Source organism: Rhizobium sp. P1_C7 (assembly GCF_056406295.1).
Genome location: NZ_JBFUAL010000006.1, coordinates 1 through 25,339, shown reverse-complemented (window position 1 = coordinate 25,339; position 25,339 = coordinate 1). Strand labels below are relative to the sequence as shown.

Sequence of the window (25,339 nt, the reverse complement as noted above, 5' to 3'; positions counted from 1 at the left end):
ACCATGTCCCTCGTTCCAGAAACCGACTACGGCACGCCGGCCTCGACATCCGAAACGATGGTGACGCTGACCATCGACGGCAACGAAATCTCGGTGCCCGAGGGTACCTCGATCATGCGCGCCTCGATGGACGCCGGCATCGAGATCCCGAAGCTCTGCGCCACAGACATGATGGAAGCCTTCGGCTCCTGCCGGCTCTGTCTGGTGGAGGTCAAGGGCCGCGCCGGCATGCCGGCTTCCTGCACCACGCCGGTGGCATCGGGCATGGTTGTCTCGACGCAGACGAACCGGCTCAAGGACGTTCGCCGCGGGGTGATGGAGCTTTACATCTCCGACCATCCGCTTGACTGCCTGACCTGTGCGGCCAATGGCGATTGCGAGCTGCAGGACATGGCGGGCGCCGTCGGTCTTCGCGACGTGCGCTACGGCTATGACGGTGACAACCACGTGAAGGCGCCCAACAACGGCGGCATCAATCTGAAATGGGCGCCTAAGGACGAATCCAATCCCTACTTCACCTTCGATCCCGCCAAGTGCATCGTCTGTTCGCGTTGCGTGCGCGCCTGCGAGGAGGTGCAGGGGACGTTTGCGCTGACCATCGAAGGGCGTGGTTTCGATTCGCGCGTCTCGGCCGGCATGCGCGAGGATTTTGTTTCGTCGGAATGCGTGTCCTGCGGCGCCTGCGTTCAGGCTTGCCCCACAGCGACGTTGACGGAAAAATCGGTCATCGCAATCGGCCAGCCCGAGCACTCGGTCGTGACTACCTGCGCCTATTGCGGTGTCGGCTGTTCCTTCAAGGCGGAGATGCGTGGCGAAGAGCTGGTGCGCATGGTGCCGTGGAAGGACGGGCAGGCGAACCGCGGCCATTCCTGCGTCAAGGGGCGTTTCGCCTACGGCTATTCCAGTCACAAGGACCGGGTCCTCAATCCGATGATCCGCGAGAAGATTTCCGACCCCTGGCGTGAAGTGACCTGGGACGAAGCCTTCGCGCATGTCGCCATGGAATTCCGCCGTATCCAGTATCAGTATGGCCGGGATTCTGTCGGCGGCATTACGTCGTCGCGGTGCACGAACGAGGAAACCTATCTTGTCCAGAAGCTGGTGCGTGCCGGTTTCGGCAACAACAACGTCGATACCTGCGCCCGCGTCTGCCACTCGCCGACCGGCTACGGTCTCGGCCAGGCCTTCGGCACGTCGGCGGGAACACAGAATTTCGACAGCGTCGAGAAGAGTGATGTCGTCGTCATCATCGGGGCCAACCCGACCGACGGCCATCCGGTCTTTGCCTCGCGGCTGAAGAAGCGCCTGCGCCAGGGCGCCAAGCTGATCGTCATCGATCCGCGTCGCACGGACATCGTTCGCTCGCCGCATATCAAGGCGTCCTATCACCTGCCGCTCATTCCGGGCACCAACGTGGCTATCCTGACCGCAATGGCGCATGTAATCGTGACCGAGGGGCTGTTCAACGAAGCCTTCATCCGCGAGCGTTGCGACTGGTCGGAGTTCGAGGATTGGGCAGGTTTCGTCGCCGAGCCGCATCACAGCCCGGAAGCCTCGGAGAAGTTCACGGGTGTTCCCCCGGAGCTCGTACGCGGGGCGGCCCGGCTCTATGCGACTGGCGGCAACGGCGCGATCTACTACGGCCTCGGCGTCACCGAGCACAGCCAGGGCTCTACGACCGTGATGGCGATCGCCAACCTGTCGATGGCGACCGGCAACATAGGCCGGCCCGGGGTCGGCGTGAACCCGTTGCGGGGCCAGAACAATGTGCAGGGCTCCTGCGACATGGGCTCCTTCCCGCACGAGCTGCCTGGCTATCGCCACGTATCGGACGACGCGACGCGTGATATTTTCGAAAAGCTCTGGGGTGTGAAGATCAGCGACGAGCCGGGCCTGCGAATCCCGAACATGCTGGACGCCGCCGTCGATGGCTCGTTCAAGGGCCTTTACGTGCAGGGCGAGGACATCCTGCAATCCGATCCTGATACCAGACATGTCGCGGCGGGTCTTGCGGCGATGGAATGCGTCGTCGTCCACGACCTGTTCCTCAACGAGACGGCGAACTATGCGCATGTCTTCCTGCCAGGCTCGAGCTTCCTGGAAAAGGATGGCACCTTCACCAATGCCGAGCGCCGCATCAATCGCGTGCGCAAGGTGATGAGCCCGAAGAACGGCTACGGCGACTGGGAAGTGACGCAGAAGCTGGCGCAGGCGATGGGTCTTGCCTGGAACTACAAGCATCCCTCTGAAATCATGGACGAGATCGCGGCGACGACGCCGAGCTTCGCGCTCGTCTCCTACGACTATCTGGACAAGCTGGGATCCGTGCAGTGGCCCTGCAACGAGGCGCATCCGGAGGGGTCGCCGATCATGCACGTGGATGGCTTCGTGCGGGGCAAGGGTAAGTTCATACGTACGGAGTATGTCGCCACCGACGAGCGTACCGGACCTCGTTTCCCGCTGCTCCTGACGACCGGGCGCATTCTCAGCCAGTACAATGTGGGCGCGCAGACACGGCGCACCGAAAACGTCGTCTGGCATGCGGAAGATCAGTTGGAGATCCATCCGCACGATGCCGAGCAGCGCGGCATCCGCGATGGCGACTGGGTAAAGCTGATGAGCAGGTCCGGCGATACGACGCTCCGCTCGCTGATCACCGATCGCGTCGCGCCCGGTGTCGTCTATACAACGTTTCACCATCCGGATACCCAGGCCAACGTCATCACCACCGATTTCTCCGACTGGGCGACCAACTGCCCGGAATACAAAGTGACGGCAGTGCAGGTTTCGCCGTCCAACGGTCCATCCGACTGGCAGGTGGAATATGACGAGCAGGCGCGGCAGAGCCGACGCATATCCGGCAAGCTGGAGGCCGCTGAGTAATGACACAACCGCCGACCCGGATTGCCGTCAGACGAATCGCACGCAGCGGCGGTGTCGTTATATCGGGCGAGCGTATCGTGCCTGAAGAGGTGCCGATCGCCTTTTCGTACGGCGGCACGACGCATGCCGTGATGATGGGGACGCCGGATGATATCGAGGATTTTGCGGTTGGCTTCACGCTGACCGAGGGAATCATTTCCGGCGCGGCCCAAATCGCCTCCATCGACGTCGTCGAAGGCGAACTGGGCATCGACATCCAGATCGCCCTCGTCGACAAGGCAGCCGATGCGCTGAAGGTACGTCGCCGCAGCATGGCGGGACCCGTCGGCTGCGGCCTCTGCGGCATCGAGTCGATCGAGCAGGCAGTTCGCAAGGTGCCGGATGTTTCGGCCGTGGGAATGACGATCAGCTATCGAGATGTGGTTGAGGCTGTCTCGCTTCTGAATGGCGCCCAGCCGTTGCATCGTGAAACCCGGGCGGTCCACGGTGCCGGCTTCTATGTTCGGGGCAAGGGACTTGTCGCTGTCCGCGAGGATGTCGGCCGTCACAATGCGCTCGACAAACTATGCGGTGCGGTCCTACGTTCGAAAGTATCGGGTGGAGCAGGTGCCGTCGCCGTCACCAGCCGCCTGTCGGTTGAAATGGTGCAGAAGGCTGCCATCCTTGGAAGCCCCGTTCTGATCGCCATATCCGCGCCCACGGCGCTTGCGATCCGCACTGCAGGGGAGGCCGGCATGACGCTTGTTGCACTAGTGCGTGGCGAGGATTTCGAGATTTTCACGCATCCGCACCGCATTCAGCCGGGGAGCATCTCCGATGTCGCATGATACCCAAGCCAAGCTCGTGTACATGGCCAACCAGATCGCGACCTTCTTCAACAGCCAGCCCGCGAGCGAAGCTGCTCAGGGTGTGGCAACCCACATCAACAAATTCTGGGAACCGCGCATGCGGCGCCAGCTTTTCGAAATCCTGGATCGGGAGGACAGCGGGCTAAGCCCCCTGGTCGTTCAGGCGGCCGCTTTGGTCAAGAGGCCGGAACCGGCCCCGATGCCGGTGATCAAGGGTGAACCTGTGTAAGGCATTGCGCAGTCCTTCTGTGGCATTGCCGGTGCAGCCGGGCTCAGGCGTCCGGTGCCCAATCCGGCGGCGCCATTTCGAAGCTGGTGAACTCGAAGCCCGGAGAAACGGTGCAGCCAACGAGCGTATAGTCGCCGAGCGTTTCGGCCGATTGCCACCAGTCGGCCGGGATAACCGCCTGAGGGCGTTCGCCGTTCAGAATATCGATTCCGAGTTTGACGGTCTCGCTCCTGCCGCCGTCTTCAGCGCGGTGGAGTGCCAGCGGTGCGCCGGCGTAGTAATGCCAAACCTCGGCGGCGTCGTGGACGCGATGCCAGTGCGAGCGCTGGCCGGCTTTCAACAGATAGTAGATCGCCGTCGAGTGTCCGCGCGAGCCGCCTTCCGTGTCGCGAAAGGTCTGGACGTACCAGCCGCCTTCTGGGTGCGGCTGCATCGAAAGCTCGCGGATAATATCGTCAGGCGACATCAGAAATTATCCTTGCGCTTGCGGATTTCGGCAAAAACTTCCTCGTTGGTCCTGCTCTCCATCAGCAGATTGCGGCGGATCGCGGGATCGGCGGCGCGCAGGAACGGATTGGTTTCCTTTTCCATCGCCAGCGTCGTCGGGATTGTGAACTTGCCCGCGGCACGCCGTGCCTCGATGTCTGCCGCGCGGCTCTTCAGCCGTTCGTTGTCGGGGTCGATCGTCAAGGCAAAGCGGGCGTTCGACAGCGTATATTCGTGGCCGAAGTAGATGGCCGTCTCGTCCGGCAGCACGGCAAGCTTCTGCAGGGAATGCCACATGTCAGCCGCCGGTCGCTCGAACAGGCGGCCGCAACCGAGCGCAAAGAGCGTGTCGGCTGCAAAGAGAAGCTTGTCATCGACGAAGTGGTAGCAGATATGGCCAGCCGTATGACCGGGCGTCTCGATGACCTTCACTGTATGGTCACCGAACAGGAACGTGTCGCCGTCGGCCATCGTCCTGTCGAGACCGGGGATCGCGACCGCCTCGTTGATCGGGCCGACGATTTCGCAGCCGTACCTCTCCTTCAGCGCAAGGTTGCCTTCGACGTGGTCTGTATGGTGGTGCGTCGTGAAAATGTGGGTGGTCTTCCAGCCGCGGCGCTCTGCTGCCGATATGACAGCGTTGGCATCCGGGGCGTCGATCGAGGCGGTGAAGCCCGTCTCGGGATCGTGGACAAGCACACCGAAATTATCGGAACGGCATAGAAAAACGTCTAATTCCAAAGGGCTCATAGCCTCATATACCTCTTTATCGCGGACATATCCGGAATGTAGAGGTTCCGGCCTTGAAGTCCAACCGCCCGCTGATAACATTTGTTGCGATGCACGCCGATATTGTCGATCTACGCCAGTTCTATCATTCCGACCTCGGCCGTATAGCCGAGCAGTCGATCGCGATGGCATTGTCCTCGCTCTGGGTGCGGCTGCCGCAGGAACGCCTGGTCGGCCTTGGGTATGCCGTCCCCTACCTCGATCGCTTTCGGGCGGATACGGAACGGACCTTTGCATTCATGCCCGCGGGGCAGGGTGCGGTGAACTGGCCGATGGGATCGCTGTCCTCCACGGCGCTGATCTTCGACGAAGAGTTGCCGCTGCCGGATTCCTCGATCGACCGCGTGCTGATGGTGCATTCGCTCGAGTTTGCCGAGAGCCCCCGCGAGACGTTGAAGGAACTGTGGCGGGTGCTGGCGCCGGGTGGACGGCTTGTAATCGTCGTGCCGAACCGTCGCGGCGTCTGGGCGCGGATGGAGTACACGCCCTTCGGCTCGGGGCGCCCTTATTCGCGCGGCCAGCTCACGCACTTGCTGCGCGAAACGAACTTCACCCCGGGAGCGACGGCGGAAGCGCTGTTGTTTCCGCCCTCCCAGCTTCGGACGATGATGCGGCTTCGAAGCGCTTTCGAGCGGGTCGGACGGACGATGTGGCCGGCCTTCTCCGGTGTCATCATCGTCGAAGCGCAGAAGCGGCTCTACCAGGGCCTGCCGGTGGCGGCCCGCGCGTCGCGCCGCGTCTTCGTGCCCGTTCTCGCGCCGCACGGCGTTCCGACAACACGCAGCAGATAGGCCTCCCACTCGACAAGATCGTCTTTCCGTTCTATTGCCTTTGGGCAATTTTCAGCCGGATTCAGCGGCATTTTCCAAGGTCGATCCCATGAGCGTAGAGATAAGCAAGCCCGTTCCGCGTCCAGGTATTCTGGACATCGCAGCCTATGTTCCGGGCAAGGAACATGCGCCGGGCGTTGCACGCGTCTACAAGCTTTCCTCGAACGAAACGCCGCTCGGTGCCAGCCCTAAGGCGATCGAGGCTTTCCGCGCGGCGGCAGACAATCTGGAACGCTATCCGGATGGCCAGGCGATCGAACTGCGCGAGGCGATTGCCGCGGTGCACGGCCTTAACCCGGCTAACATCATGTGCGGCAACGGCTCGGATGAGCTTCTCGGCCTTCTCTGCCATGTCTATCTCGGTGCCGGGGACGAGGCCATCATCACCCAGCACGGGTTTCTCGTCTACAAGATTCAGATCATGGGCGCGGGTGCGACTGCCGTCGTCGCCAAGGAGAATGACGCGACCGTCGACGTTGATGCCATCCTTGCGGCCCTGACGCCGAAGACGAAGATGGTGTTCATCGCCAATCCGGGAAACCCGACCGGAACTTATGTTCCAGTCAGCGAAATCCGCCGCCTGCATGCCGGTCTGCCGAAGAACGTCATCCTTGTTCTCGATGCGGCCTATGCAGAATATGTCCGACGCAACGACTACGAAGCCGGCATCGAGATCGTCTCGTCCAATCCCAACGTCGTCATGACGCGTACCTTCTCGAAGGTTTACGGCCTTGCTGCGTTGCGCGTCGGGTGGGTGTACGCGCCGGCCGAGATCGTCGACGCGCTCAATCGCGTCCGCGGACCGTTCAATATGAATTCGGCGGCAATTTCCGCCGGTGCCGCCGCCATTCGCGATCAGGCGTTCGTGCAGGAAGCCGTTGCCTTCAACCAGATGTGGATCGAGAAGCTGACCGGGGCATTCGAAACGCTGGGCCTGAAGGTGACGCCCTCCGTCGCAAACTTCATCCTGATCCATTTTCCCGATGTCGATGGCAAGCGCGCTGTCGATGCGGACGAGTTCCTGACCAGCCGCGGCTATATCCTGCGCGCTGTCAGGGGCTACGGCTTTGCCAATTCGCTGCGCATGAGCATCGGTCCTGAAGAAGCCAACCGCGGCGTCATCGAGGCGCTCGGCGAGTTTATGGGACGCAAGGCATGACGATTCAGTTCGATCGCATCGCGCTGATCGGGATCGGCCTGATCGGCTCCTCGCTGGCGCATGACATCAAGCGGCTTGGCCTGGCAAGGGACGTGGTTATTGCCACCCGCAGCGCCGAGACGCTGAAGCGAGCGGAAGAACTGCAGCTTGGCGACCACTATACCACGTCTGCGGCCGGCGCAGCCAAGGATGCCGATCTGGTCATCGTCTCGGTGCCCGTCGGCGCGTCAGAGAGTGTCGCGAAGGAAATCGCCGGCAGCTTGAAGCCGGGGGCGATCGTTACCGATGTCGGTTCGACAAAGGCGTCGGTAATTGCGCAGATGCAGCCGCATATACCGCCGCACGCCCACTTCATTCCCGGCCATCCCCTGGCAGGTACGGAAAAGTCCGGTCCAGACGCGGGTTTCCCGGGCCTTTTCGAAGGCCGCTGGTGCATCTTTACGCCGCTCGCCGGTACCGACGCAACGGCGCTCAAGAGGCTCCGCCATTTCTGGGAAACGCTCGGCTCCAAGGTGGACGAGATGGATCCGGAGCATCACGACAAGGTGCTCGCCATCGTCTCCCACCTTCCGCACATCATTGCCTACAACATCGTCGGTACGGCCGACGATCTGGAGACCGTGACGGAATCGGAAGTCATCAAGTATTCGGCCTCAGGCTTTCGCGATTTCACCCGCCTAGCGGCGTCCGATCCGACCATGTGGCGTGATGTCTGCCTGCACAACAAGGATGCGATCCTGGAGATGCTGGCGCGCTTCTCCGAAGACCTGGCCTACCTGCAGCGGGCGATCAGATGGGGAGAGGGCGACAAGATCTTCGAACTTTTCACCCGCACCCGCACCGTCCGCCGATCGATCATCCAGGCCGGCCAAGACGTGGATGCCCCCGATTTCGGGCGCCCCCACGCATTGGACAAGAAACCCTGATCCTTAGATCGGGGGTATTGAGCCGAGCGGAATGAAGCCGCTCACGGTTGCGTTGCCACGTTGGACGACGAGATCCACCGAGACCTTGTTGCCGCCGCCGGCCAGTGCTTTCAACAGTTTTGCCGCCGTGTCCACGGTCTTTGCCACCTCGGGAAATGTCTGCTTGATGCTGTCGCGCCACGGGCCGAGGTTTTCGATCTCCAGTTTGAACTGGCCTGAGAGATAGCCTTCCTCATCGAAGGAGAAAGGGCCGCTCAGCGTCATGACCTTGCCGTCGCCAATATCGGCGACCGCCTTGCGCAGCTCACCGCTTGCCCCGTAAAGGCCCTGGCTATCGCTGCCGTCGATCATGCCGGCCTTGCCCGCAAGTGTGAGGTCGGCGCTCGCCGTGAGCTTTGGAAAGACCTGCGGCCAATCCTTGATAACGGTGTTGGAGCCCATGACCGAAATAGCGCCGTCAAGATCGGGACCGTTCTGTCGGAGATGGATTTCGGCATGGGCTGCATCGAAATTGATCGTCTGGCCGGTGACCGACGAGATCGCGGTTGCCTTCAGCCCGTCGATGACGGACGAGGAGCGATCGACGCCCTTGAATTTGGTGACCAGACTGGACTGCAGATTTGTCCACTCGGCATTGATCGACAATCCGTGTGCCGTGCGAATTTCCGCCGGAGAATCGAGCTCCCAGACAATGTGGCCGGGGGCATAGACCTGGGCCGCAGAGCGCAGCTCGCCAAACGTCGCCGAAACGCCGTTGACGTTGTCGTCGACATCGACCTTCGAGCAGTACAGACCGATCCGGAAGGGGTAGCCGCGGAAGTCGATATTGGCGCACTCGCCGGTGACGCCGGCTGTATTGCCTGGAGTGATCGCCTTCAGCACCGTGTTCTTCAGCTCGGACGCGGCATAGAACCAGGCGCCGGTATAAAGCGCGATCACAAGAACGATGCCGCCACCGAGCAACCAGAATTTCTTGCTGCTGCGGGATTGGCTTGACGCTGCCATGATGTTCTCCAATGGTGAGTCGCGGATGGGAATCTCGGTCTGGCGTGCGATATGGACGAATTTTGGGTGTTTGGCTACGGATCGCTGATGTGGAATCCGGGGTTCGAGTTTGTGGAGCGGTCTCAAGCGCTCGTTTATGGGTATCGCCGTTCGCTTTGTGTGCGCTCCTGGGTGCACCGTGGCACAGAGCAGAATCCCGGGCTCGTGCTCGGTCTTGATCGAGGCGGATCATGCCGGGGCATGGCGTTCCGAATCGGGTCCCATTTATGGGCCGAGGTGATCGATTATCTGCGCGCGCGCGAACTCGTGACCAACGTCTACCTTGAACGCAAGGTACCGCTTCAGCTCGAAGGCGGCAGAAGCGCCGAAGGCGTCGCATACGTTGTCGATCGCAATCATACCCAGTATGCCGGTGCACTCGATGCGCTTGCCGCTGCCCGCATCGTCCACGAAGCGCAGGGTCAATCCGGCCCCAACGACGCATACGTCTTCAACACACTGGCGCATCTGAAGGAGATGGGCATTCGAGATCATTGGCTGGAGCAGGTCGTGGACGAAGTCGAGCGTTTGCGGGCGGCCTGAGGTCAGGCCGTGGCCGCTTTCGCCTCTCTGAGTTCGGCCAGCCGATGCACGACGGCTGGCGGCAACGGCAGGTGAGGATTGCGCTCGGCCGTGTCGATGAGCAGTTCATCGCTCGCGCGTTCTGTCACCTCGATCAAATGGGCGAAGAACGCGTCCGGGTCCATGCCCGGCTGGATCGCTGGCAAAATCCTGACCTTGAAATGGCCGGGATAACGCATGGTGCTGCGGCGAGGCCAGAAGAGGCCCGGATGCATTGCGACCGGCACCACCGGGAGCTTCAGGTCGCGGTACATGCGAGCGATACCGTATTTGTAGGCCGGCTCGGCCCCCGGTGGGCGACGCGTGCCTTCGGGGTAGATGATCAGCTGACGGCCGGTTGCAAGCTCTTCCTTCGTCCGCTTCAGCGCCTCGATCATGACCTTGCCGCGGGCGCCGCGGTTGATCGGGATCATGCGCTGCTTCTTGGCGTACCAGCCGAAGAGCGGAATCCACATCAATTCGCGCTTCAGGATGTAGACCGGATCCTTCAGCCAGGGCAGGAGTGCATAGGTGTCCCAGAAGGATTGATGCTTCGGCGCCAGGATGTAGCCCCCCTCGGGCAGGTTCTCCATCCCTTCGATCTCAAAGGTGGTGCCGACGATCTTTTCCATCAGCCAGTGGTTCGACAGCGCCCAGTTCTTTGGGACCTGGTAGGCGGTCTTGCGGGGAGCCAGAAAGTAATAGGGTGAAAGCACAATCATCCGGATGATCAGATTGGCGTAGAAGATGGTGTTGAAGAGGACGGAACGCAGGGCGATCATGAACTTTCCCAAGGCCGGTGTCCGCGTGAAGAGCGGTTGCGCCGTCCTACACGATAATGGCCGCCATAAAAAGCTCTGATCAGCTTTGTCGGGCGGCACTTGCCGAGCGCAAGCCTGGATGGCGGCCGAGCCCGGTCAAATTGCGGGCGCCAGCCAGAAGAACCTTGGCATATTCAGCAAGCATGACCCGCATCGCGTTCGGATCGGTGAACCAGTTGCTGCTCTTAAGGTCGGTATTGACCACCGGGTAGGGAATGAACTGCGTTTCGGGGTCCACATAGGCGAGCTCCGACAGGCTGCGTGGCATATGGTAGTTGTTGGTGACGACGAGAACGCTCTTGTACCCCTTCGCGTGAATCCAGTTGCTGGCTTCCTCGGCATTGCCGATCGTGTCGAGCGCGTCGTAACCGATATCGACGCAGCAGGCAAAAAGCTCCGGCGCAGCCTGGGTCATCTTGCGGAGCTGTGCGCGCGTCGTGGTCGGGTGGACGCCTGAAATCAACAGGCGTTTGCCGGCGCCCTTCTGAAGCAGTTCGACCGCCTGGTCGATGCGCTGGTAGCCTCCTGTCAGCACGACGATCGCGTCGGCGCGAGGGTCGGGTGGCGGCTTCAGGGTTGTCACCGAGTCGGCAAAGCGAAGGAAGCCGCCGAAGACGAGCGCGGCAGCTATTACGAATGCGAAACCACCCCAGCGCAGCATGCGTCGCACCAGGCCGCGGCGCACGGGCTCGCCTTCGGAGCGGCTAAGCTCCGTTTTCGGACGAATCGGGTGACGCAACATGTGGCCCATGCTCATGAATCGAAAAATATACGCAGATTAAGGCCGCGAACAGACGCTTTCGTGGCAAAAAGAGCATCGCGCGCTCAATTGACAAGGCCATCGGCGCGGGTGGGATCCGAGCGGAGGGTATCGATTTCGTAGATCGTCCGCATGACGGTCATACGTGCAGTCAAGGTTGTCAAGAGCGCAATCACAATCATGGTCGCAAAGATGCCGGCGTATCCGAGAGCCCCAACCGAGAAAGTGCCGAAAAGCGCGGTTGCCTGATCGGTCTGCGGGGTGGCAAGCGTGCGGCTCTGGAGGAACCCCGCGCTCAGGAAAAACAAGGCAGCGAGCGCGCTGCCGACAGCCGATCCCTTCAGGCTGATCTTCAGGAAGTGCTTCTGGAATTCGTTGGCGACGAACGAGCTTTCTGCACCGACGAAGTGCAGGACCTCGACGATGTGGCGATTGCCGGACAGCGCGCCACGCGTTGCGAAGACCACGGTCAGAACCATCGCAGAAAAGACGAGCAGCAGCACACCTGTGCCTATCATCACGGTGGTATGCGCCATCGAGACCAGGCGATCGACCCAGTTGCGGTGATCGTCGAGCGAGGATTGCGGTATGCTCTCCTTCAGGAGTGAGCGCATTGCCTCGAAATCGGGCGGGTTGCTTTCATCGATCGTGATGATGACGAGGCGGGGAACGGGGAGCTCCTTGATATCCAGACCAGCGCCGAGCCAGGGCTCGAGCAGGCGGGCTGTCGCTGCCTCATCGACGATCTGGCCGCTCTTCGTGCCGACGAAGGTCAGTGCGATATCACGGGCCTGGGTCAGGGCTTTCTCCATATCCAGCCCGTCGTCGGGCTTGATCTGAATGGTGATCTCCCGGGAAATCTGGCCTTCCCAGCTTGCTGCCGTCGAGCGCACCATGCTGACGCCGCCGAGCGTCAGGCAGGCAAGGAAGGCCATGATGGCGATCACCACCATCAGCGCGTTGCCCTGTATGTTGGCGGGGGGAAGGATCGGCGCGGTCGGGCGCACCTTCATCTCGGGCCGTTTCTGGCTCTTTGCTGGTGGCTGCTTTGTGGGGCGGGGCACGGGCTCAGTCATGGATATCGAGGTGCCCTTCCGAGAGAATCATGCGGCGGGCTTCCACCTGGTCCATCAGTGTCAGATCGTGGGTGGCGATGACGACGGCGGTGCCGAGGCGGTTCAGTTCGAGGAAGAGGTTCAGAAGCCGGCGCGCCATCGGCGGGTCGACATTGGCGGTCGGCTCGTCGGCAAGCAGGATTTCCGGCCGATCGATCAACGCACGGGCGATTGCCGCGCGCTGCTTCTCGCCGCCCGACAACACAGGCGGAAGAACATTGATGCGTTCGCCAAGGCCGACCCACTTCAAAAGCTCGAGCACATCGGTCTTGTAGGAACTCTCGTCCTTGCCGCGCACCCGCAAAGGCAATGCCACATTCTCGTAGGTCGTCAGATGGTCGAGAAGGCGGAACTCCTGGAAGATGATGCCGACGCGCCGGCGCATCAGCGGCAGCTCTTGGCGCGGAATTTCCGAAATATCACGGCCGAACATGCGGATCAGGCCGCGGGTCGGCTGCAGCGACAGAAAGAGGAGCCTCAGCAACGTCGTCTTGCCGGCGCCCGAGGGTCCGGTTAGGAACTGGAAGGATTTCTTCGGGATGTCGAAGGTCAGGTCCCGGAGAATTTCCGGTCCCATACCATAGCGCAAACCGACATTCTCGAAGTGGATCAACGGGCATCTCAGTCTTTTGTTTGTTTGACCGTAGGACTTGTTAACCAACTCCGTTAACAAGTCGTAAATTTGGTCGGAAAGGCGCCCGTTTGAAGGCGATCTTTGCGAAGCATTAACCATTAAAATTTACGACTGAGCAGGATTCGTTTCAATGCCGGATTTTTCACCCGGCCTGAAACCATGTGGACACCGGAAAGGCCGTCATCATGACCTCCTCCTCGTTCAGACGCCAGGCACCCGGCCGGGCCTACGATTTTCTGCCGCCCGAGCCCGCCAAACGCGAATCTCGCCGGAGCCGAGCCGCAGATGTTGCGGACGCCGAATTCGTGGTGATCGGCAGCGGTCGCCCTTACGAACCCCATGGCCTCGGTTTCAACGACAATCTCAAGCCTACCTTGGCCACGGTGTCGAGGCCGTCGCCTCCTGTCAGGCTTGCGTCTTCGCTTGCGCGCGTCGGCGAGGCCTGGCTGCAGCGGGCATCCGCCAAGGGCTTTGCGGCGCTTGTATTGGCATTCTGCATTCTGGTCTTCGGTCTCTCCGGGGGCTTCTCGGGCCTTGCGAGGCCTGATGCCGTCGATCGCAGCTCGCCGCTTCATTTCACCCATGTCACGGCCACGCCACGCGATGCGAATGGCATGCGTGTCTTGCTGATCAATGGCATCATTGACAATGTGAGCGGCACGACCCAGCTCGTTCGCCCCATTCGCGCGGATCTCTTTGTCGATGAACAGTTGACCGCGAGCGTCATCATCAACCCGTCGGTGGATGCGATTTATGGCGGCCAAAGCCGCGGTTTTTCGACGAGGGTGCAGTATGCCGGTGGAAAAATGCCGGAAGTCCGGCTGTCCTTCTTGCCGTAAGGGGTGTTTCGCGGCGCCGTTTGTGGTAACGGCTTGTGCTTGTTTTCCATGGAGCAAGCGTTAATGCCCGTCGTGCGCGGAAAGAACATCGAGCCCCTCTTCACTGCTGAGCAGATTGCCGAGCGCAATCACTCCATCGCGAAGCAGATCGCGCAGGGGCCCACTAAGGATCTCCTGGTCATCGCGATCCTCAAGGGGTCCTTCATTTTCGCGGCCGACCTGATCCGCGCCCTGCACGACAGCGGCCTTGCCCCTGAGGTCGAATTCATCACCCTGTCAAGCTACGGGACGGGTACGGTTTCGCAAGGCGTTCGTATCGTCAAGGACATCGACAGCGACGTGAAGGACCGCGATGTCCTGCTGATCGACGATATTCTCGAGTCCGGCCGGACGTTGCTGTTTGCCAAGGAACTGCTTTACGAGCGCGGTGCTCGCAATGTCACGATCGCCGTGCTGCTCGACAAGAGTGTCAAGCGCAAGGAAAAGCTCGAAGCCGACTATGTCGGTTTCGAATGCCCTGACTATTTCGTCGTCGGCTATGGCATGGATGTTGCCTATGCCTTTCGCGAGTTGCCCTTCGTCGGCGTCGTCACGGGCGACGCCTGACCATGCCGCGACAAGACGGGTTGTTAACCATCCCGTCTATCGCTTGCCGCCGTTTACCGATCGCAAAGGAAAGTCGTGTGATTTCCGTTGCAGGGCATGAAACGGAGCAATGCACACCATGGCAAGAATTCTGATTACGGAAGACGAGGATTCCCTGCGCTCTTTCGTAGCCCGCGCTTTGCGTCTTGACGGTCATGAGACCGAAGAAGCTGCCGATGGTGCGGAGGGACTGGAGAAGCTGAGAGATGGCGCCTACGACCTCCTGCTTTCCGATATCCGCATGCCTGTCATGGATGGCATCGAACTCGCCCATCAGGCGAAATCCGCCTTTCCGGCGCTGAAAATTTTGCTGATGACCGGCTATGCCGAGCAGCGGGAGCGCGCAGACGATCTGGCGGAAAAGATCGTGGACGTCGTCTCGAAGCCCTTTGCCCTGCCTGATATCCGCAAGGCGGTGGCACGAGCGCTGGCCGCTTAGGGCGCAACAAAGCCCTCGGGGCTGCAGGCAGGTCTCGTCCTGCTAGAGCATTTCACTTTTTGACAGAAGCATAGCCGGCATTTGTAAGATAGTTGGCGCACTCGTCGGGTTGGATTGTTTCGACCAGCCTGCCTATGTGCCGCCAGGTATCGTCAATTGTTCGCCGTTGCGCGTGCCGCATCCAGTGTTTGATCTTCGAGAAGGCCTGCTCGATCGGATTGAGGTCCGGTGAAAAGGGCGGCAGCAACCAGAGCCGCGCACCGGCGGCTTTGATYGTTTGACGGATGGCAGCCGATTTGTGGCTGCCGAGATTGTCCATTATGACGATATCGCCTGGCTTGAGAACAGGAACCAACTGCTGTTCGATATAGGCGCGAAAGCACTGGCCGTTGATCGGCCCGTCGAAGACGCAAGGCGCTGCCAACCGGTCGTTCCTCAGGGCACCGAGGAATGTCAGCGTGCGCCAGTGGCCGTGCGGCGCAAACGCCCGCAGACGCCTGCCCTTTGGTCCCCAACCCCTGATGGGTGTCATATTAGTCTTGATCCAGGTCTCATCGATGAAGACGAGGCGTTCAGGATCGAGATGCCGTTGCAAGGTCTTCCATCGCTCTCGTCTGCGGGCGACATCGGCACGAGCCTGTTCAAGAGCGAACAGCGTTTTTTTTGAAGCGTAGTCCCTCGCTGCGGATGAATTCCCAAATCGTGTTGTGSGAGACAGCAATGCCCCGCGATGCCAATTCCGCCTTCAACCCATGCAGCGTCAGGTGCGGGTTCTGATCAAGCCGCTCGGCAATTAATCCACGATGCGGCTCAAGAATGCGTTTGCGATGGCCGCCCATCTTCCCGGGACGAACCGAACCGGTCGCGCGATAGCGCTGCGACCACTTCACCACTGAAGAGACTGCGACCTCGAAACGCGCAGCAACTGCACGACTACTTTCGCCGTTCAGAACGGCCGCTACAACACGCTCACGAAGATCATTTGATAACGGTGCGGTCATGTGATGCTGGCCTCCATCCAGCCAGCATCAGTGAATCAGAACAATGTCGATTCGGGAATCTGACCCGATTCAAAAAAATGCGGAAACGCTCTAATGGGGGATGAATTTTCCCTCGTAGCGCACCCGGAAATTCCGCCTCTGGAAGTCCTGCTGGAAGCAGACGAAGATCAGCTCGATATCGGGCGCCTCCCCGCGCTTGTGGAGCAGGCTGAGGGTGATCACGATGACACCGGCATAGCCGCGCGTGAGTTTGAACGCGGCGTTGCGGATCTCATTCGCTTCGGCGTCCTGCCGGTCGTCGCGCCGCTCGTAGATGATCCAGAAGCGGCAAATGTCCCAAGTCGATCGCAGGACTTCGGTGACTTCCGCCTGGAACTGTTCGGCATGCATGTCGGGCGCCCAGGAGAGCGTCTGCTCGCCTTCGTCCGCCACCACATTCAGATAACCGTCGTAGTCGTTGGTGCTGGATAGCGCATTCTCGATCATCTCGAATGCCGTATTTTCACTGATTACCGTCTTGAAGAGAATTGCCATCGAATCGCTATCGTTAGTCGCCTGCTCCGCCGACACTACGAGGCTTCGGACATGCAGGAATAGTGTTTGTGTGGGGAAATGTGACAGAGTGCCATCGCCTCCAGGGCAGACGGCGGTGGCGTTGATGAAACCTATCTATAGTCCGGGCATGCCGTTCGCTCGCTCGCGCCACTGTGGGTGGCGCCGCGCAATCCGTTGGCTGCATTCGTTGCGGAGCGCCGTTGGGGATGCTGCCCGTCGTCTCGTTGCTGAACGACTGCGCTTGGCGCGAGGTCGATCTGTAGATTTCGGCGGCATGGCCTTGCCGCCGCTATGAGTCGTTCTAAAGCCGGTGATGTCCATTGTCGGCCGTGCCCACGACCGCACCTAATCCAAGCGCCAAGACCTGCAATCAGCTTCCATTCCGCTAACATGGGAATACCCATTACTCCATCGAGCGACGCGAGATCTCGCGTCAACGGAGAAATACGCGCGGCACACACGAGGTTGGCGATTCTCACGTCTTTGTGACCGCGCTCGCGGCATGGCGGACGTTCTGCTGCATTACGGGACATCAAGCAGGCGTTCAAGATAGCGCCGCTCCATCTCCTGCGGCGGATTGTTGCCGAGCTTCTCCCGGATCGCGTCCAGAATCTCGCGGGCGCGTTGTACGTCGATTTCGTCGGGCACCTTCACCTGATCGCCGAAGTCCGGCCCGTCGGCACGGCGGGGGCGACCGAGCGGATCACGGCCGTTCTGGTTGCCTTGTCCGACCTGGCCTTGCGGCCCCTGGCCCTGACCTTGCTGCGCCTGCATCATCTGGCTCATCATATCGCGTGCACCCTGGCGAAGAGCTTCAAGGGCGCGTCCCTGGCCCTGGATAGCGGGTTCGCCACGGCCCTGACCGAGGTCGCGTCCGGCGCCGTCCATCTCGCGCTGCGCCTGACCGAAGCCCGGGCCGGGCTTCATGCCCATGTCGCCGAGCCCCTTCTGCAGCTCGCCGAGTTGCTTGCCGAGCGTGTCCTGCCGCGAACGCAACTGCTTCAGCGCTTCGCGCAGCTGGTCCGCCGTCATCTGGTCCGAGGGCGACTGGCCCTGTTGATTCTGCTGGTCTTGCTGGCCCTGTTGCTGATCCTGGGGCATGCCGTCGTTGTCCATCGGCATATCGTCCAGCAGCGGGTCGTTCATCCCCATGTTGGGGTCGCCGCGCTGCATGCGGTCCTTAAGCTGCTGATCCAGCTTGAAGGTCTCCTCCATCAGCTTCTGCTGGTCGCGCAGGATCTGGCCGAGCTTGTCCATTTGCTGGCGCATCTCGCTGTTGTCTTTACCTTGCTGCCCTTGCTGCGGCCTGCCCGCCTGCAGGTTGTTCATCATCCTCTGCAGTTCTGACAGCATCTGCTGAGCCGCGTCGCGATTACCGGAGCGCGCCAAATTCTCGATCTGGTCCATCATCCGCTCCAGGTCCTGCTGGCGAAGGACATTCTGGGCGTTCTGGTTGGGCTGCATCGGCGCATTCTGCATGCGCTCGGCGAGCTCCTTCATGTAGTCCTGCATCGCCTTGCGCAGCTCATCCATGAGCTTCTTGACTTCCGCGTCCGGCGCATTGCGTTGCAGTGCGTCGGCGAGGTTCTGCTGGGCAGTGCGCAGATTGCGCTCAGCCTGAGACAGGTCTCCGTCCTCCATCCCCACGGCGATATCCCAGAGGTAGTCCGCAGTGTCCTTCAGGGCGTCCCCGCCCTTGGCGAGTTTCATTCGCGTCAGGGCGGATTGCAGCAGCAGGTAATTGGTGAGCTTCGGGATCGTCTCTTCCGGACGGATCGTCAACGCTTCATTGAGTGCAATTGCCTCAGGCATCCTGCGGGTATCAAGCGCGAACACTTGACGCTCCTCGGCGACGGCAGCTGCAAGCGGCTCGCTGAACGGACGGCTGGGGAGCGTCATTTCATGTGGCGGGCTGCGACCCGTCTGGCCGGCGGCATCCTTGGCGACGAGTGTGATGCGAACCCGCTTCCCGGCGAGCGGGTGCTCGGTGAGGTTCTTACTCGTCAGTCCCTTGGCATCGCGCGCGCTTCGGCGTGGAACGTCGAGCCGATAGTCCGGAAGCGGGTAGAGCGGCGTTGCGGCCGGATCGGTTTCGACAGGCACGATCTGTGCAAAGGCGTCCTGCACACCGTAGTCGTCCTTGATCGTAAAGCCGATCTCCAGGGCCCCATTGACGGTCGGCTTCGGCAGTCCATTGAAGGCGATCTCAGGCGCTGTGTCGGGGATGACGTCGAATGTCCAAGTTCGGCCGTTTACCAGCAGCGCCCCGTTTTCTTCGAGCTTCATGAGGTGAGTGCTGGCGGATGAGGGAACGGCGGCGCCCGGCTGTTGCGTGGCAGGCGCGGGTTGTGTCTTTGAAGCCTCCGCAGCGGCGATCTCCAGTGTCCGTCCGTCGTCCCTCTTGAAGACGACCTTTTCGTCGGCTTTGCCTCCGCTGACACGAACCGTGAGGTTCGACATCTGCGGAATTCGGATCGGCGCCTGTTCCGTGCCGGTCGCCGTCAAATAGACCGGCGCGCGGCCAGTATAGGCTGGCGGCGTCACCCAGGCATCGATGCGCACGGCGGGATCGCTGGCCTGCGGCTCCGGCCGCGACTGCAGGGCGTCGGCGATCGATCCGCCATTGGTCGACAGCGAATAGCCGAATGCAATCGCCATCAGCAAAGCGGGAATGGCGCGCAGCGCCCAACGGTCATGGGCTGCGATGTCGGGTTGGGGAAAACCGGCGTCGAGCGTGGCAATCTTTTCTGCCATGCGCGTCTGGTGTTCTCGCCAAAGTGCCCGCGCGAACGGCGTGTCGAACGCCGGCTCGTCCTCCTGGACGGTGACCGGTTGGTGTGGCAGGCCGTTGCGGTCTTCCAGAAGACGATCGGCAGCAGCTGCGGTCGGCCAGTGCAGCCTTCGGAACGGATGAAGCGCTGTGAGAAAAGCAATGCCGAAGAGGATCAGCAGCGTTACGCGGACCCAGTCGGGTGCCATGCGGAAGATACCGAACCAGGACGCGGCGAGGTAAAGAGCGACCAGCGACAGGATCGGCAGAAGCAGGGGCAGCAGCTGCTCCGACAGCAGGACGAGACGCGCCAGAAAACGCTTCGCCGCAACCAGCCGCGCCAGGGGTGGCCTCAAGGCAAAAGCACCGTTCTTCTCCCTGCTGGAGCTCTTCTTCAATCCGGTCTCCGCGATCTGGCATTTACGGGGCAGAGGGCCTTCCGGCGATTGCTGGGCAACTCGCTCTCCGGAAAAGATAACATTCTTTGTGGCGAAGGCGAGGGCAAGCCGGCCGCGATGCCGGATTTTCACGCCTATTCGCCAAAAAGTGATGTCGAACCGGAGCGGCTGTCAGCCCAGCCAGGCCGGAACAGAGTCGAGAGCGATCAGCTCCTCATAGCTGCCCCGCGGACGAATCACGTGGAAATCGCTGCCCTTGACGATCACTTCCGGAACGAGAAGACGGCTGTTGTAGGTGCCGGCCTGCACTGCGCCGTAGGCGCCGGCGGAGCTGACGGCAAACAGGTCGCCAGACTTCGGCATTGCCATTTCGCGGTCGAGCGCAAGGTAGTCGCCTGTCTCGCACACCGGGCCGACGATATCGGCCTTGATACGCGGTGCATTGGCAGCAGAGATCACGACGGGGCGGATCTCGTGATAGGCTTCGTAAAGCGTCGGGCGAATGAGATCGTTCATGGCGCCGTCAACGATGACGAAGGTCTTCTCGCCGCCGTCCTTCACGTAGAGCACTTCGGTCACCAGGATGCCGGCATTGCCGACGATGAGGCGGCCGGGCTCCATGACGATCTTGCAGTTCAGCTCGCGCAACTGGTTCTTGACGATGACAGCGTAGGCGTCGGGCAACGGGGGCGGGTTGTTGTCTTCCCTGTAGGGAATGCCGAGGCCTCCACCGATATCCACATGATGGATGTCGTGGCCATCGGCGCGAAGCGTGCTGACCAGCTCGCGCAGCAGTTTGAAGGCGTCGTCGAAAGGCTGCAGCTCCGTGATCTGGCTGCCGATATGCATGTCGATCCCGGTCACTTCGATGGCAGGCAGGGTCGCTGCGCGGGCGTAAACGGCACGGGCGCGTTCCCAGGAAATGCCGAACTTGTTTTCTTTCTTGCCGGTCGAGATCTTCGCATGTGTCTTGGCGTCGACGTCAGGATTGATGCGGAAGGAGACAGGTGCCTTCTTGCCAGCCTTGACGGCGCGCTGGTTGAGAATTTCGAGCTCGGGTTCGGATTCGACGTTGAAGCAGTAGATGCCGGCTTCCAAAGCAAAATCCATCTCGCGCGGCGTCTTGCCGACGCCGGAGAACATGATGCGGCTTGCCGGAATGCCGGCGGCAAGCGCGCGGCGCAACTCGCCCTCGGACACGACGTCGATGCCGGCGCCGAGGTTACCGAGTGTCTTCAACACGGCCTGGTTGGAGTTTGCCTTCATGGCATAGCATACCATGGAGTCGATATCACTGAAGGCTTGCGAGAAGACCCGGTAGTGGCGCTCGAGCGTTGCCGTAGAATAGCAATAGAAGGGCGTGCCGACAGCCTTGGCAATTTCCGGAACGGGAACGTTTTCGGCGTAGAGGATGCCGTCGCGATACTCGAAATGGTTCACTGGCGTGGCCTGCTAAAGAAGTGGGTCGAGGAGGAAGGACCGGTCTACCGTGCCGGGCTGTTTCGTCGGCTTGGACGAGTCTCCGCCCTTGGTTGCCTGCACGCTCGGCGGATCGAGGTCGCCTTTGCGTCCACATCCGGCAACGGCAAGGCCGATCACGGCGAAAACAACCGTCAGGCGGATGATCTGCGGCAAGCTGGTCTGCATGGGATTCCTCTTGGAGCGGCAGTGGTGGACATCTTCATAGCGAAGTTTATCCACCTTGTGCACCCTGATTGTTGGGCTCAGTTGGCGGCGCGCATTCCGAACGGCGAAGAGGCATCCACTTCGCCTGAAGTGCTTCAGTTGCGGACGCGCCAGAAGTCGATCTGCCTGCGAACTTCGGACGGTGCCGTGCCGCCGAAGCTCTTGCGGCTGGCGACTGAAGCCTCGACAGTCAGCACGTCATAGACCTTGTCGGTGATTGACGCGTTGATCGCCTGCAGATCGGCAAGCGGCAGCTCCGCGAGATCGCAGCCCTTGCTCTCGGCTAGGGCGACCGCGCGGCCGGTCACGTGGTGCGCGTCGCGGAAGGGCAGGCCGGCTTCGCGCACCAGCCAGTCGGCAAGGTCGGTCGCGGTCGAATAGCCCGATCCGGCAGCGGCTTTCATGCGGGCGGTGTTGACCGTCAGATCGCGCACCATGCCGGTCATGGCCGATATCGCCAGTTCCAGGCTCTCAGCGGCGTCGAAGACCTGTTCCTTGTCTTCCTGCATGTCCTTGGAATAGGCGAGCGGCAGCCCCTTCATGATCGTCAGCAGGGCGATCAGGGAACCGTTGATGCGGCCGGTCTTGGCGCGGACGAGTTCGGCGGCATCGGGATTCTTCTTCTGAGGCATGATCGACGAGCCGGTGGAGAAGGCATCGGACAGGCGCACGAAGCCGAACTGCGGCGTCGACCAGATGACGATTTCTTCCGCAAGGCGCGACAGATGCATGGCTGAGATCGCGGCGATCGACAGGAATTCGATGGCGAAATCGCGGTCAGACACGGTGTCGATCGAGTTGCGTGTCGGCTCACGGAATCCGAGCGCCTTTGCCGTCATGTGGCGGTCTATCGGATAGCCTGTGCCGGCAAGGGCCGCGGCACCGATCGGGCTTTCGTCGAGATGCTCGATGGCGTGGCGCACGCGGGAGCGATCGCGGCCGAACATTTCGACATAAGCCATGCAATGGTGGCCGAAGGTGACGGGCTGTGCCGTCTGCAGGTGCGTGAAGCCGGGCATGACGGTTTCGGCGTGTTCTTCGGCACGGTCGAGGAAGGCCGCGATGAGGTTCGTCAGCAGCTGCTCGGTCTTCTGCAGCTCTTCCTTCACCCAGAGGCGGAAGTCGAGCGCGACCTGGTCGTTGCGGGAGCGGGCCGTGTGCAGGCGGCCGGCAGCCGGACCGATCAACGTCGCAAGTCGCGCCTCGATATTCATGTGAATGTCTTCGAGCTTGCGCGAGAATTCGAAATTGCCGCTCTCGATCTCTGACAGGATCGTGTTTAGCCCGTGAACGATCTTGTCCTTATCCTCTGCCGAAATGATGGCTTGGTGGGCAAGCATGGTGGCGTGGGCAATCGAACCGCGGATGTCCTGCGCAAACAGCTTCTTGTCGAAACCGATCGAGGCATTTATCTCCTCCATGATCGCATCTGGACCGGACGCGAAACGCCCGCCCCACATCTGGTTGGAAGATTTGGTGTCCGTGGTGCTTTCGGCCATGAAGGTGCCTACCTTGAAGAACGCATGTCGCGGAGAATGAAATGACGACGAGAACGCCCTTGCGCCTGCCATCCCTCAAGCTCATCGGGATTGCGGCCGTCGCAGGCATCGTTGCCGGTGCGGCAGCGGTTTACATTAAGGAAGCCGGGTATGGCAATGGCGACGCGGAAACGGCATCGGCCGAATGCGCAGCAACGAAGGATGTTGCCACGAGAATTTCGCCGCTGCTGAAGGGGCAGGTTGCCGCGATGGTTGCCGCGAGCGAGCCGCGCAGACTGTCGACGGTCGCCTTCAAGGACGCCGACGGCAAGCCGATGACGCTCGACTCCTTCGCCGGCAAGACGGTGCTCTTCAATCTCTGGGCAACGTGGTGCGTGCCCTGCCGCGAGGAGATGCCCGCGCTGAACGCGCTCCAGAAAGAGATGGGCGGCGAGAGGTTCCAGGTCGTGCCCGTCAACATCGACACCGGCGACAACGAGAAGCCGAAGACGTTTCTTTCCGAGACCGGCGTCGATGCGCTGCAGCTTTATCGCGACAACACGATCGAAGTGTTCAACAGCCTGAAAAAGCAAGGCTTGGCCTTCGGCCTCCCGGTTACGCTTCTGATCGACGGCAAGGGTTGCCTGATCTCGGCGATGAACGGCCCCGCCGCGTGGGACAGCGAAGAGGCCAAGGCGCTGATCAAGGGGGCGGTGGGGTCTTAATCCGGCTCGTTCTGTGGCGGTGTTGAGTTCGGCCGTTGCTTGTCCCATCCCCCGCATGCGGATGATGGGGAGCTGCTTGCTTCACCCGTCGCCCATGCATCCCCCAAAAAACCTTACCGCGTCGGGACAGGCACTTCGCCGCGATAGTCGTAGAAGCCGCGGCCCGACTTGCGGCCGAGCCAGCCGGCTTCGACGTACTTCACGAGAAGCGGGCAGGGGCGATACTTGGAATCGGCCAGACCATCATGCAGCACCTGCATGATTGACAGGCAGGTGTCGAGGCCGATGAAGTCGGCCAGTTGCAGGGGACCCATCGGGTGATTGGCGCCGAGTTTCATGGCGGTGTCGATCGCGTCGACCGTGCCGACGCCTTCGTAGAGCGTGTAGATCGCTTCGTTGATCATCGGCAGCAGGATGCGGTTGACGATGAAGGCCGGGAAGTCCTCGGCGACCGTTACGGTCTTCTCCAGCGAGGCGACGAATTCGCGGGCAGCCGAGAAGGTCTTCTCTTCCGTCGCTATGCCGCGCACCAGCTCGACCAGCTTCATGACCGGCACGGGGTTCATGAAATGAATCCCCATGAAGCGCTCAGGGCGGTCCGTTGCCGATGCCAAGCGGGTGATGGAAAGGGACGAAGTGTTGGTTGCGAGGATGGCTTCCGGCTTCAGGACCGGACAGACAAGGTTGTAAATCTTCCGCTTGACGCTTTCGTCCTCGGTCGCCGCTTCGATGACGAGATCCGATGCGGCCAGATCGTTGACGTCGGATGAGCCTGAAATCAGCGCAAGCGTGGCGGAACGCTCCTCGTCCGTCATCTTGCCGCTGGTGACCTGGCGGGCGAGATTGCCGTTGATCGTGGCGAGACCATGCTCGATACGATCCTGGGACAGATCGTAGATTTGGATCTTGTAGCCCGCGCCCGCCGAAACCTGCGCGATGCCGCAACCCATCTGGCCCGCACCGATAATGCCAATCGTCTTCAACACCGCACTCATCTCCAAACCCCCACTCGGCACTCGCCCCCGCGCCTGCCGCATTCTTCTAACAAAACTGCCGGGCAAAGGATTGCCCGGCAGCAGTAGTAGACCTTAAAAGGATAATTTTCCAGTCTCTCGCAACTGCGAAAAAATGGGTATTTGCGTAATCACAACGCCTTCTGCAGTTCAGGTAGCGCCTCGAAAAGATCGGCGACGAGGCCGTAGTCTGCGACCTGGAAGATCGGGGCATCTTCGTCCTTGTTGATGGCGACGATAACCTTCGAATCCTTCATGCCGGCGAGGTGCTGGATGGCGCCCGAGATGCCGCAGGCGATGTAGAGCTGCGGGGCGACGACCTTGCCCGTCTGACCGACCTGCCAGTCGTTCGGCGCGTAGCCGGCATCGACGGCAGCGCGGCTGGCGCCGACTGCGGCCCCGAGCTTGTCGGCAACAGGAAGGATGACTTGCCTGAACTTCTCGGCAGAACCAAGTGCGCGACCACCCGAGATGATGATCCTGGCCGACGTCAGCTCCGGACGGTCGGAAGCCGACAGCGCATCCCCGACGAAGGTCGACAAAGCAGGATCGGAAACGGCCGAGATCGCCTCGACCGGAGCGGAGCCACCTTCGGAGGTCGCGGCGAAGGATGCCGTGCGCACGGTGATCACTCGTGTGGCGTCGGTCGCCTGCACCGTCTGGATGGCGTTGCCGGCATAGATCGGACGTTTGAAGGTATCAGCC

26 protein-coding genes are annotated in these 25,339 nt (G+C 61.2%); 11 read left to right on the top strand and 15 right to left on the bottom strand.

Annotated elements, in window-relative coordinates:
- Window positions 1-3: 3 nt before the first annotated feature.
- The 3 genes from fdhF to AC1D2R_RS10765 are packed head-to-tail and all read left to right on the top strand — an operon-like array spanning window position 4 to window position 3,960.
- On the top strand, window positions 4-2,883 hold the full coding sequence (gene fdhF / locus AC1D2R_RS10775) for a formate dehydrogenase subunit alpha (protein ID WP_477967281.1): 2,880 nt from the start codon (window positions 4-6) through the stop codon (window positions 2,881-2,883).
- Complete coding sequence (gene fdhD / locus AC1D2R_RS10770; protein ID WP_477967280.1) at window positions 2,883-3,710, top strand: formate dehydrogenase accessory sulfurtransferase FdhD; 828 nt, start codon at window positions 2,883-2,885, stop codon at window positions 3,708-3,710. The genes fdhF and fdhD overlap by 1 nt, the downstream gene beginning before the upstream one ends.
- The gene (locus AC1D2R_RS10765) at window positions 3,700-3,960 is read left to right on the top strand and encodes a formate dehydrogenase subunit delta (protein ID WP_477967279.1); all 261 of its coding nucleotides are present in this window, start codon (window positions 3,700-3,702) and stop codon (window positions 3,958-3,960) included. The genes fdhD and AC1D2R_RS10765 overlap by 11 nt, the downstream gene beginning before the upstream one ends.
- 43 nt (window positions 3,961-4,003) lie before the next feature.
- On the opposite strand, the gene AC1D2R_RS10760 is transcribed toward AC1D2R_RS10765, so the two are convergent.
- Together AC1D2R_RS10760 and gloB are read right to left on the bottom strand one after the other, a co-directional pair.
- Complete coding sequence (locus AC1D2R_RS10760; RefSeq protein ID WP_477967278.1) at window positions 4,004-4,426, bottom strand: cupin domain-containing protein; 423 nt, start codon at window positions 4,424-4,426, stop codon at window positions 4,004-4,006.
- Window positions 4,426-5,196 carry a hydroxyacylglutathione hydrolase gene (gene gloB, locus AC1D2R_RS10755; protein ID WP_477967277.1) on the bottom strand — a complete coding sequence of 257 codons (771 nt, stop codon included), beginning with the start codon at window positions 5,194-5,196 and terminating at the stop codon, window positions 4,426-4,428. The genes AC1D2R_RS10760 and gloB overlap by 1 nt, the downstream gene beginning before the upstream one ends.
- Before the next feature lie 53 nt (window positions 5,197-5,249).
- On the opposite strand from gloB, the gene AC1D2R_RS10750 reads away from it, so the two are divergent.
- From AC1D2R_RS10750 to AC1D2R_RS10740, 3 genes are all read left to right on the top strand, one after another.
- Complete coding sequence (locus AC1D2R_RS10750; protein WP_477967276.1) at window positions 5,250-6,026, top strand: class I SAM-dependent methyltransferase; 777 nt, start codon at window positions 5,250-5,252, stop codon at window positions 6,024-6,026.
- 88 nt (window positions 6,027-6,114) lie between these two features.
- Window positions 6,115-7,224: a histidinol-phosphate transaminase gene (gene hisC / locus AC1D2R_RS10745; RefSeq protein ID WP_477967275.1), complete on the top strand. Its 1,110-nt coding sequence runs from the start codon at window positions 6,115-6,117 to the stop codon at window positions 7,222-7,224.
- Window positions 7,221-8,150: a prephenate/arogenate dehydrogenase family protein gene (locus AC1D2R_RS10740; protein ID WP_477967274.1), complete on the top strand. Its 930-nt coding sequence runs from the start codon at window positions 7,221-7,223 to the stop codon at window positions 8,148-8,150. Before hisC ends, AC1D2R_RS10740 begins: the two co-directional genes overlap by 4 nt.
- Window positions 8,151-8,153: 3 nt before the next feature.
- Here AC1D2R_RS10740 and AC1D2R_RS10735 read toward each other — a convergent pair whose 3' ends face one another.
- Window positions 8,154-9,155, bottom strand: coding sequence for a DUF2125 domain-containing protein (locus tag AC1D2R_RS10735; RefSeq protein ID WP_477967273.1), 1,002 nt, complete (start codon window positions 9,153-9,155; stop codon window positions 8,154-8,156).
- A 51-nt stretch (window positions 9,156-9,206) separates the two neighbouring features.
- On the opposite strand from AC1D2R_RS10735, the gene AC1D2R_RS10730 reads away from it, so the two are divergent.
- On the top strand, window positions 9,207-9,737 hold the full coding sequence (locus AC1D2R_RS10730) for a gamma-glutamylcyclotransferase (protein ID WP_477967272.1): 531 nt from the start codon (window positions 9,207-9,209) through the stop codon (window positions 9,735-9,737).
- 2 nt (window positions 9,738-9,739) lie between these two features.
- Here the strand turns inward: AC1D2R_RS10730 and AC1D2R_RS10725 are convergent, their stop codons facing one another.
- The 4 genes from AC1D2R_RS10725 to ftsE form a co-directional block, all read right to left on the bottom strand.
- Window positions 9,740-10,537: a lysophospholipid acyltransferase family protein gene (locus AC1D2R_RS10725; protein WP_477967271.1), complete on the bottom strand. Its 798-nt coding sequence runs from the start codon at window positions 10,535-10,537 to the stop codon at window positions 9,740-9,742.
- Window positions 10,538-10,616: 79 nt separating this feature from the next.
- On the bottom strand, window positions 10,617-11,333 hold the full coding sequence (locus AC1D2R_RS10720) for a YdcF family protein (protein ID WP_477967270.1): 717 nt from the start codon (window positions 11,331-11,333) through the stop codon (window positions 10,617-10,619).
- A 68-nt stretch (window positions 11,334-11,401) separates the two neighbouring features.
- Window positions 11,402-12,412, bottom strand: a complete 1,011-nt coding sequence (locus AC1D2R_RS10715; protein ID WP_477967269.1) for a cell division protein FtsX — start codon at window positions 12,410-12,412, stop codon at window positions 11,402-11,404.
- Window positions 12,405-13,064, bottom strand: a complete 660-nt coding sequence (gene ftsE, locus AC1D2R_RS10710) for a cell division ATP-binding protein FtsE (protein WP_477967268.1) — start codon at window positions 13,062-13,064, stop codon at window positions 12,405-12,407. Before ftsE ends, AC1D2R_RS10715 begins: the two co-directional genes overlap by 8 nt.
- A gap of 206 nt (window positions 13,065-13,270) precedes the next feature.
- Here ftsE and AC1D2R_RS10705 point away from each other — a divergent pair, with 206 nt between their 5' ends.
- From AC1D2R_RS10705 to AC1D2R_RS10695, 3 genes are all read left to right on the top strand, one after another.
- Entirely contained in the window at window positions 13,271-13,924 is a 654-nt protein-coding gene (locus tag AC1D2R_RS10705) for a hypothetical protein (protein ID WP_477967267.1), read from the top strand.
- A gap of 63 nt (window positions 13,925-13,987) precedes the next feature.
- Window positions 13,988-14,530 (top strand): hypoxanthine phosphoribosyltransferase, encoded by a 543-nt coding sequence (hpt, locus tag AC1D2R_RS10700; RefSeq protein WP_477967266.1) that lies wholly within the window; start codon window positions 13,988-13,990, stop codon window positions 14,528-14,530.
- A 118-nt stretch (window positions 14,531-14,648) separates the two neighbouring features.
- On the top strand, window positions 14,649-15,008 hold the full coding sequence (locus AC1D2R_RS10695) for a response regulator (protein ID WP_037059483.1): 360 nt from the start codon (window positions 14,649-14,651) through the stop codon (window positions 15,006-15,008).
- A 52-nt stretch (window positions 15,009-15,060) separates the two neighbouring features.
- Here AC1D2R_RS10695 and AC1D2R_RS10690 read toward each other — a convergent pair.
- From AC1D2R_RS10690 to argH, 6 genes are all read right to left on the bottom strand, one after another.
- Window positions 15,061-16,009 (bottom strand): IS630 family transposase gene (locus AC1D2R_RS10690; RefSeq protein WP_477967265.1). Its coding sequence is split into 2 segments (ribosomal slippage): window positions 15,061-15,672 and window positions 15,674-16,009, totalling 948 coding nucleotides; the frame shifts between segments, so codons are not numbered across the junction.
- Window positions 16,010-16,099: 90 nt separating this feature from the next.
- The gene (locus AC1D2R_RS10685; protein WP_477967264.1) at window positions 16,100-16,543 is read right to left on the bottom strand and encodes a hypothetical protein; all 444 of its coding nucleotides are present in this window, start codon (window positions 16,541-16,543) and stop codon (window positions 16,100-16,102) included.
- Window positions 16,544-17,086: 543 nt separating this feature from the next.
- Window positions 17,087-19,732, bottom strand: a complete 2,646-nt coding sequence (locus AC1D2R_RS10680) for a TIGR02302 family protein (RefSeq protein WP_477967263.1) — start codon at window positions 19,730-19,732, stop codon at window positions 17,087-17,089.
- Between the two features lie 171 nt (window positions 19,733-19,903).
- Entirely contained in the window at window positions 19,904-21,172 is a 1,269-nt protein-coding gene (gene lysA / locus AC1D2R_RS10675; RefSeq protein ID WP_477967262.1) for a diaminopimelate decarboxylase, read from the bottom strand.
- Window positions 21,173-21,184: 12 nt separating this feature from the next.
- On the bottom strand, window positions 21,185-21,379 hold the full coding sequence (lptM, locus tag AC1D2R_RS10670) for an LPS translocon maturation chaperone LptM (RefSeq protein WP_477967261.1): 195 nt from the start codon (window positions 21,377-21,379) through the stop codon (window positions 21,185-21,187).
- Window positions 21,380-21,513: 134 nt separating this feature from the next.
- Window positions 21,514-22,917, bottom strand: coding sequence for an argininosuccinate lyase (gene argH / locus AC1D2R_RS10665; RefSeq protein WP_477967260.1), 1,404 nt, complete (start codon window positions 22,915-22,917; stop codon window positions 21,514-21,516).
- Between the two features lie 41 nt (window positions 22,918-22,958).
- On the opposite strand from argH, the gene tlpA reads away from it, so the two are divergent.
- A complete protein-coding gene (tlpA, locus tag AC1D2R_RS10660) occupies window positions 22,959-23,621 on the top strand; it encodes a thiol:disulfide interchange protein TlpA (protein ID WP_477967259.1) in 663 nt (220 codons plus the stop codon).
- A 113-nt stretch (window positions 23,622-23,734) separates the two neighbouring features.
- Here the strand turns inward: tlpA and AC1D2R_RS10655 are convergent, their stop codons facing one another.
- Both AC1D2R_RS10655 and AC1D2R_RS10650 read right to left on the bottom strand, forming a co-directional pair.
- Window positions 23,735-24,616 (bottom strand): 3-hydroxybutyryl-CoA dehydrogenase, encoded by an 882-nt coding sequence (locus AC1D2R_RS10655; RefSeq protein WP_037059298.1) that lies wholly within the window; start codon window positions 24,614-24,616, stop codon window positions 23,735-23,737.
- Between the two features lie 149 nt (window positions 24,617-24,765).
- Window positions 24,766-25,339 (bottom strand): electron transfer flavoprotein subunit alpha/FixB family protein (locus AC1D2R_RS10650; protein ID WP_477967258.1); only part of this gene is annotated, 574 nt, incomplete at its 5' end.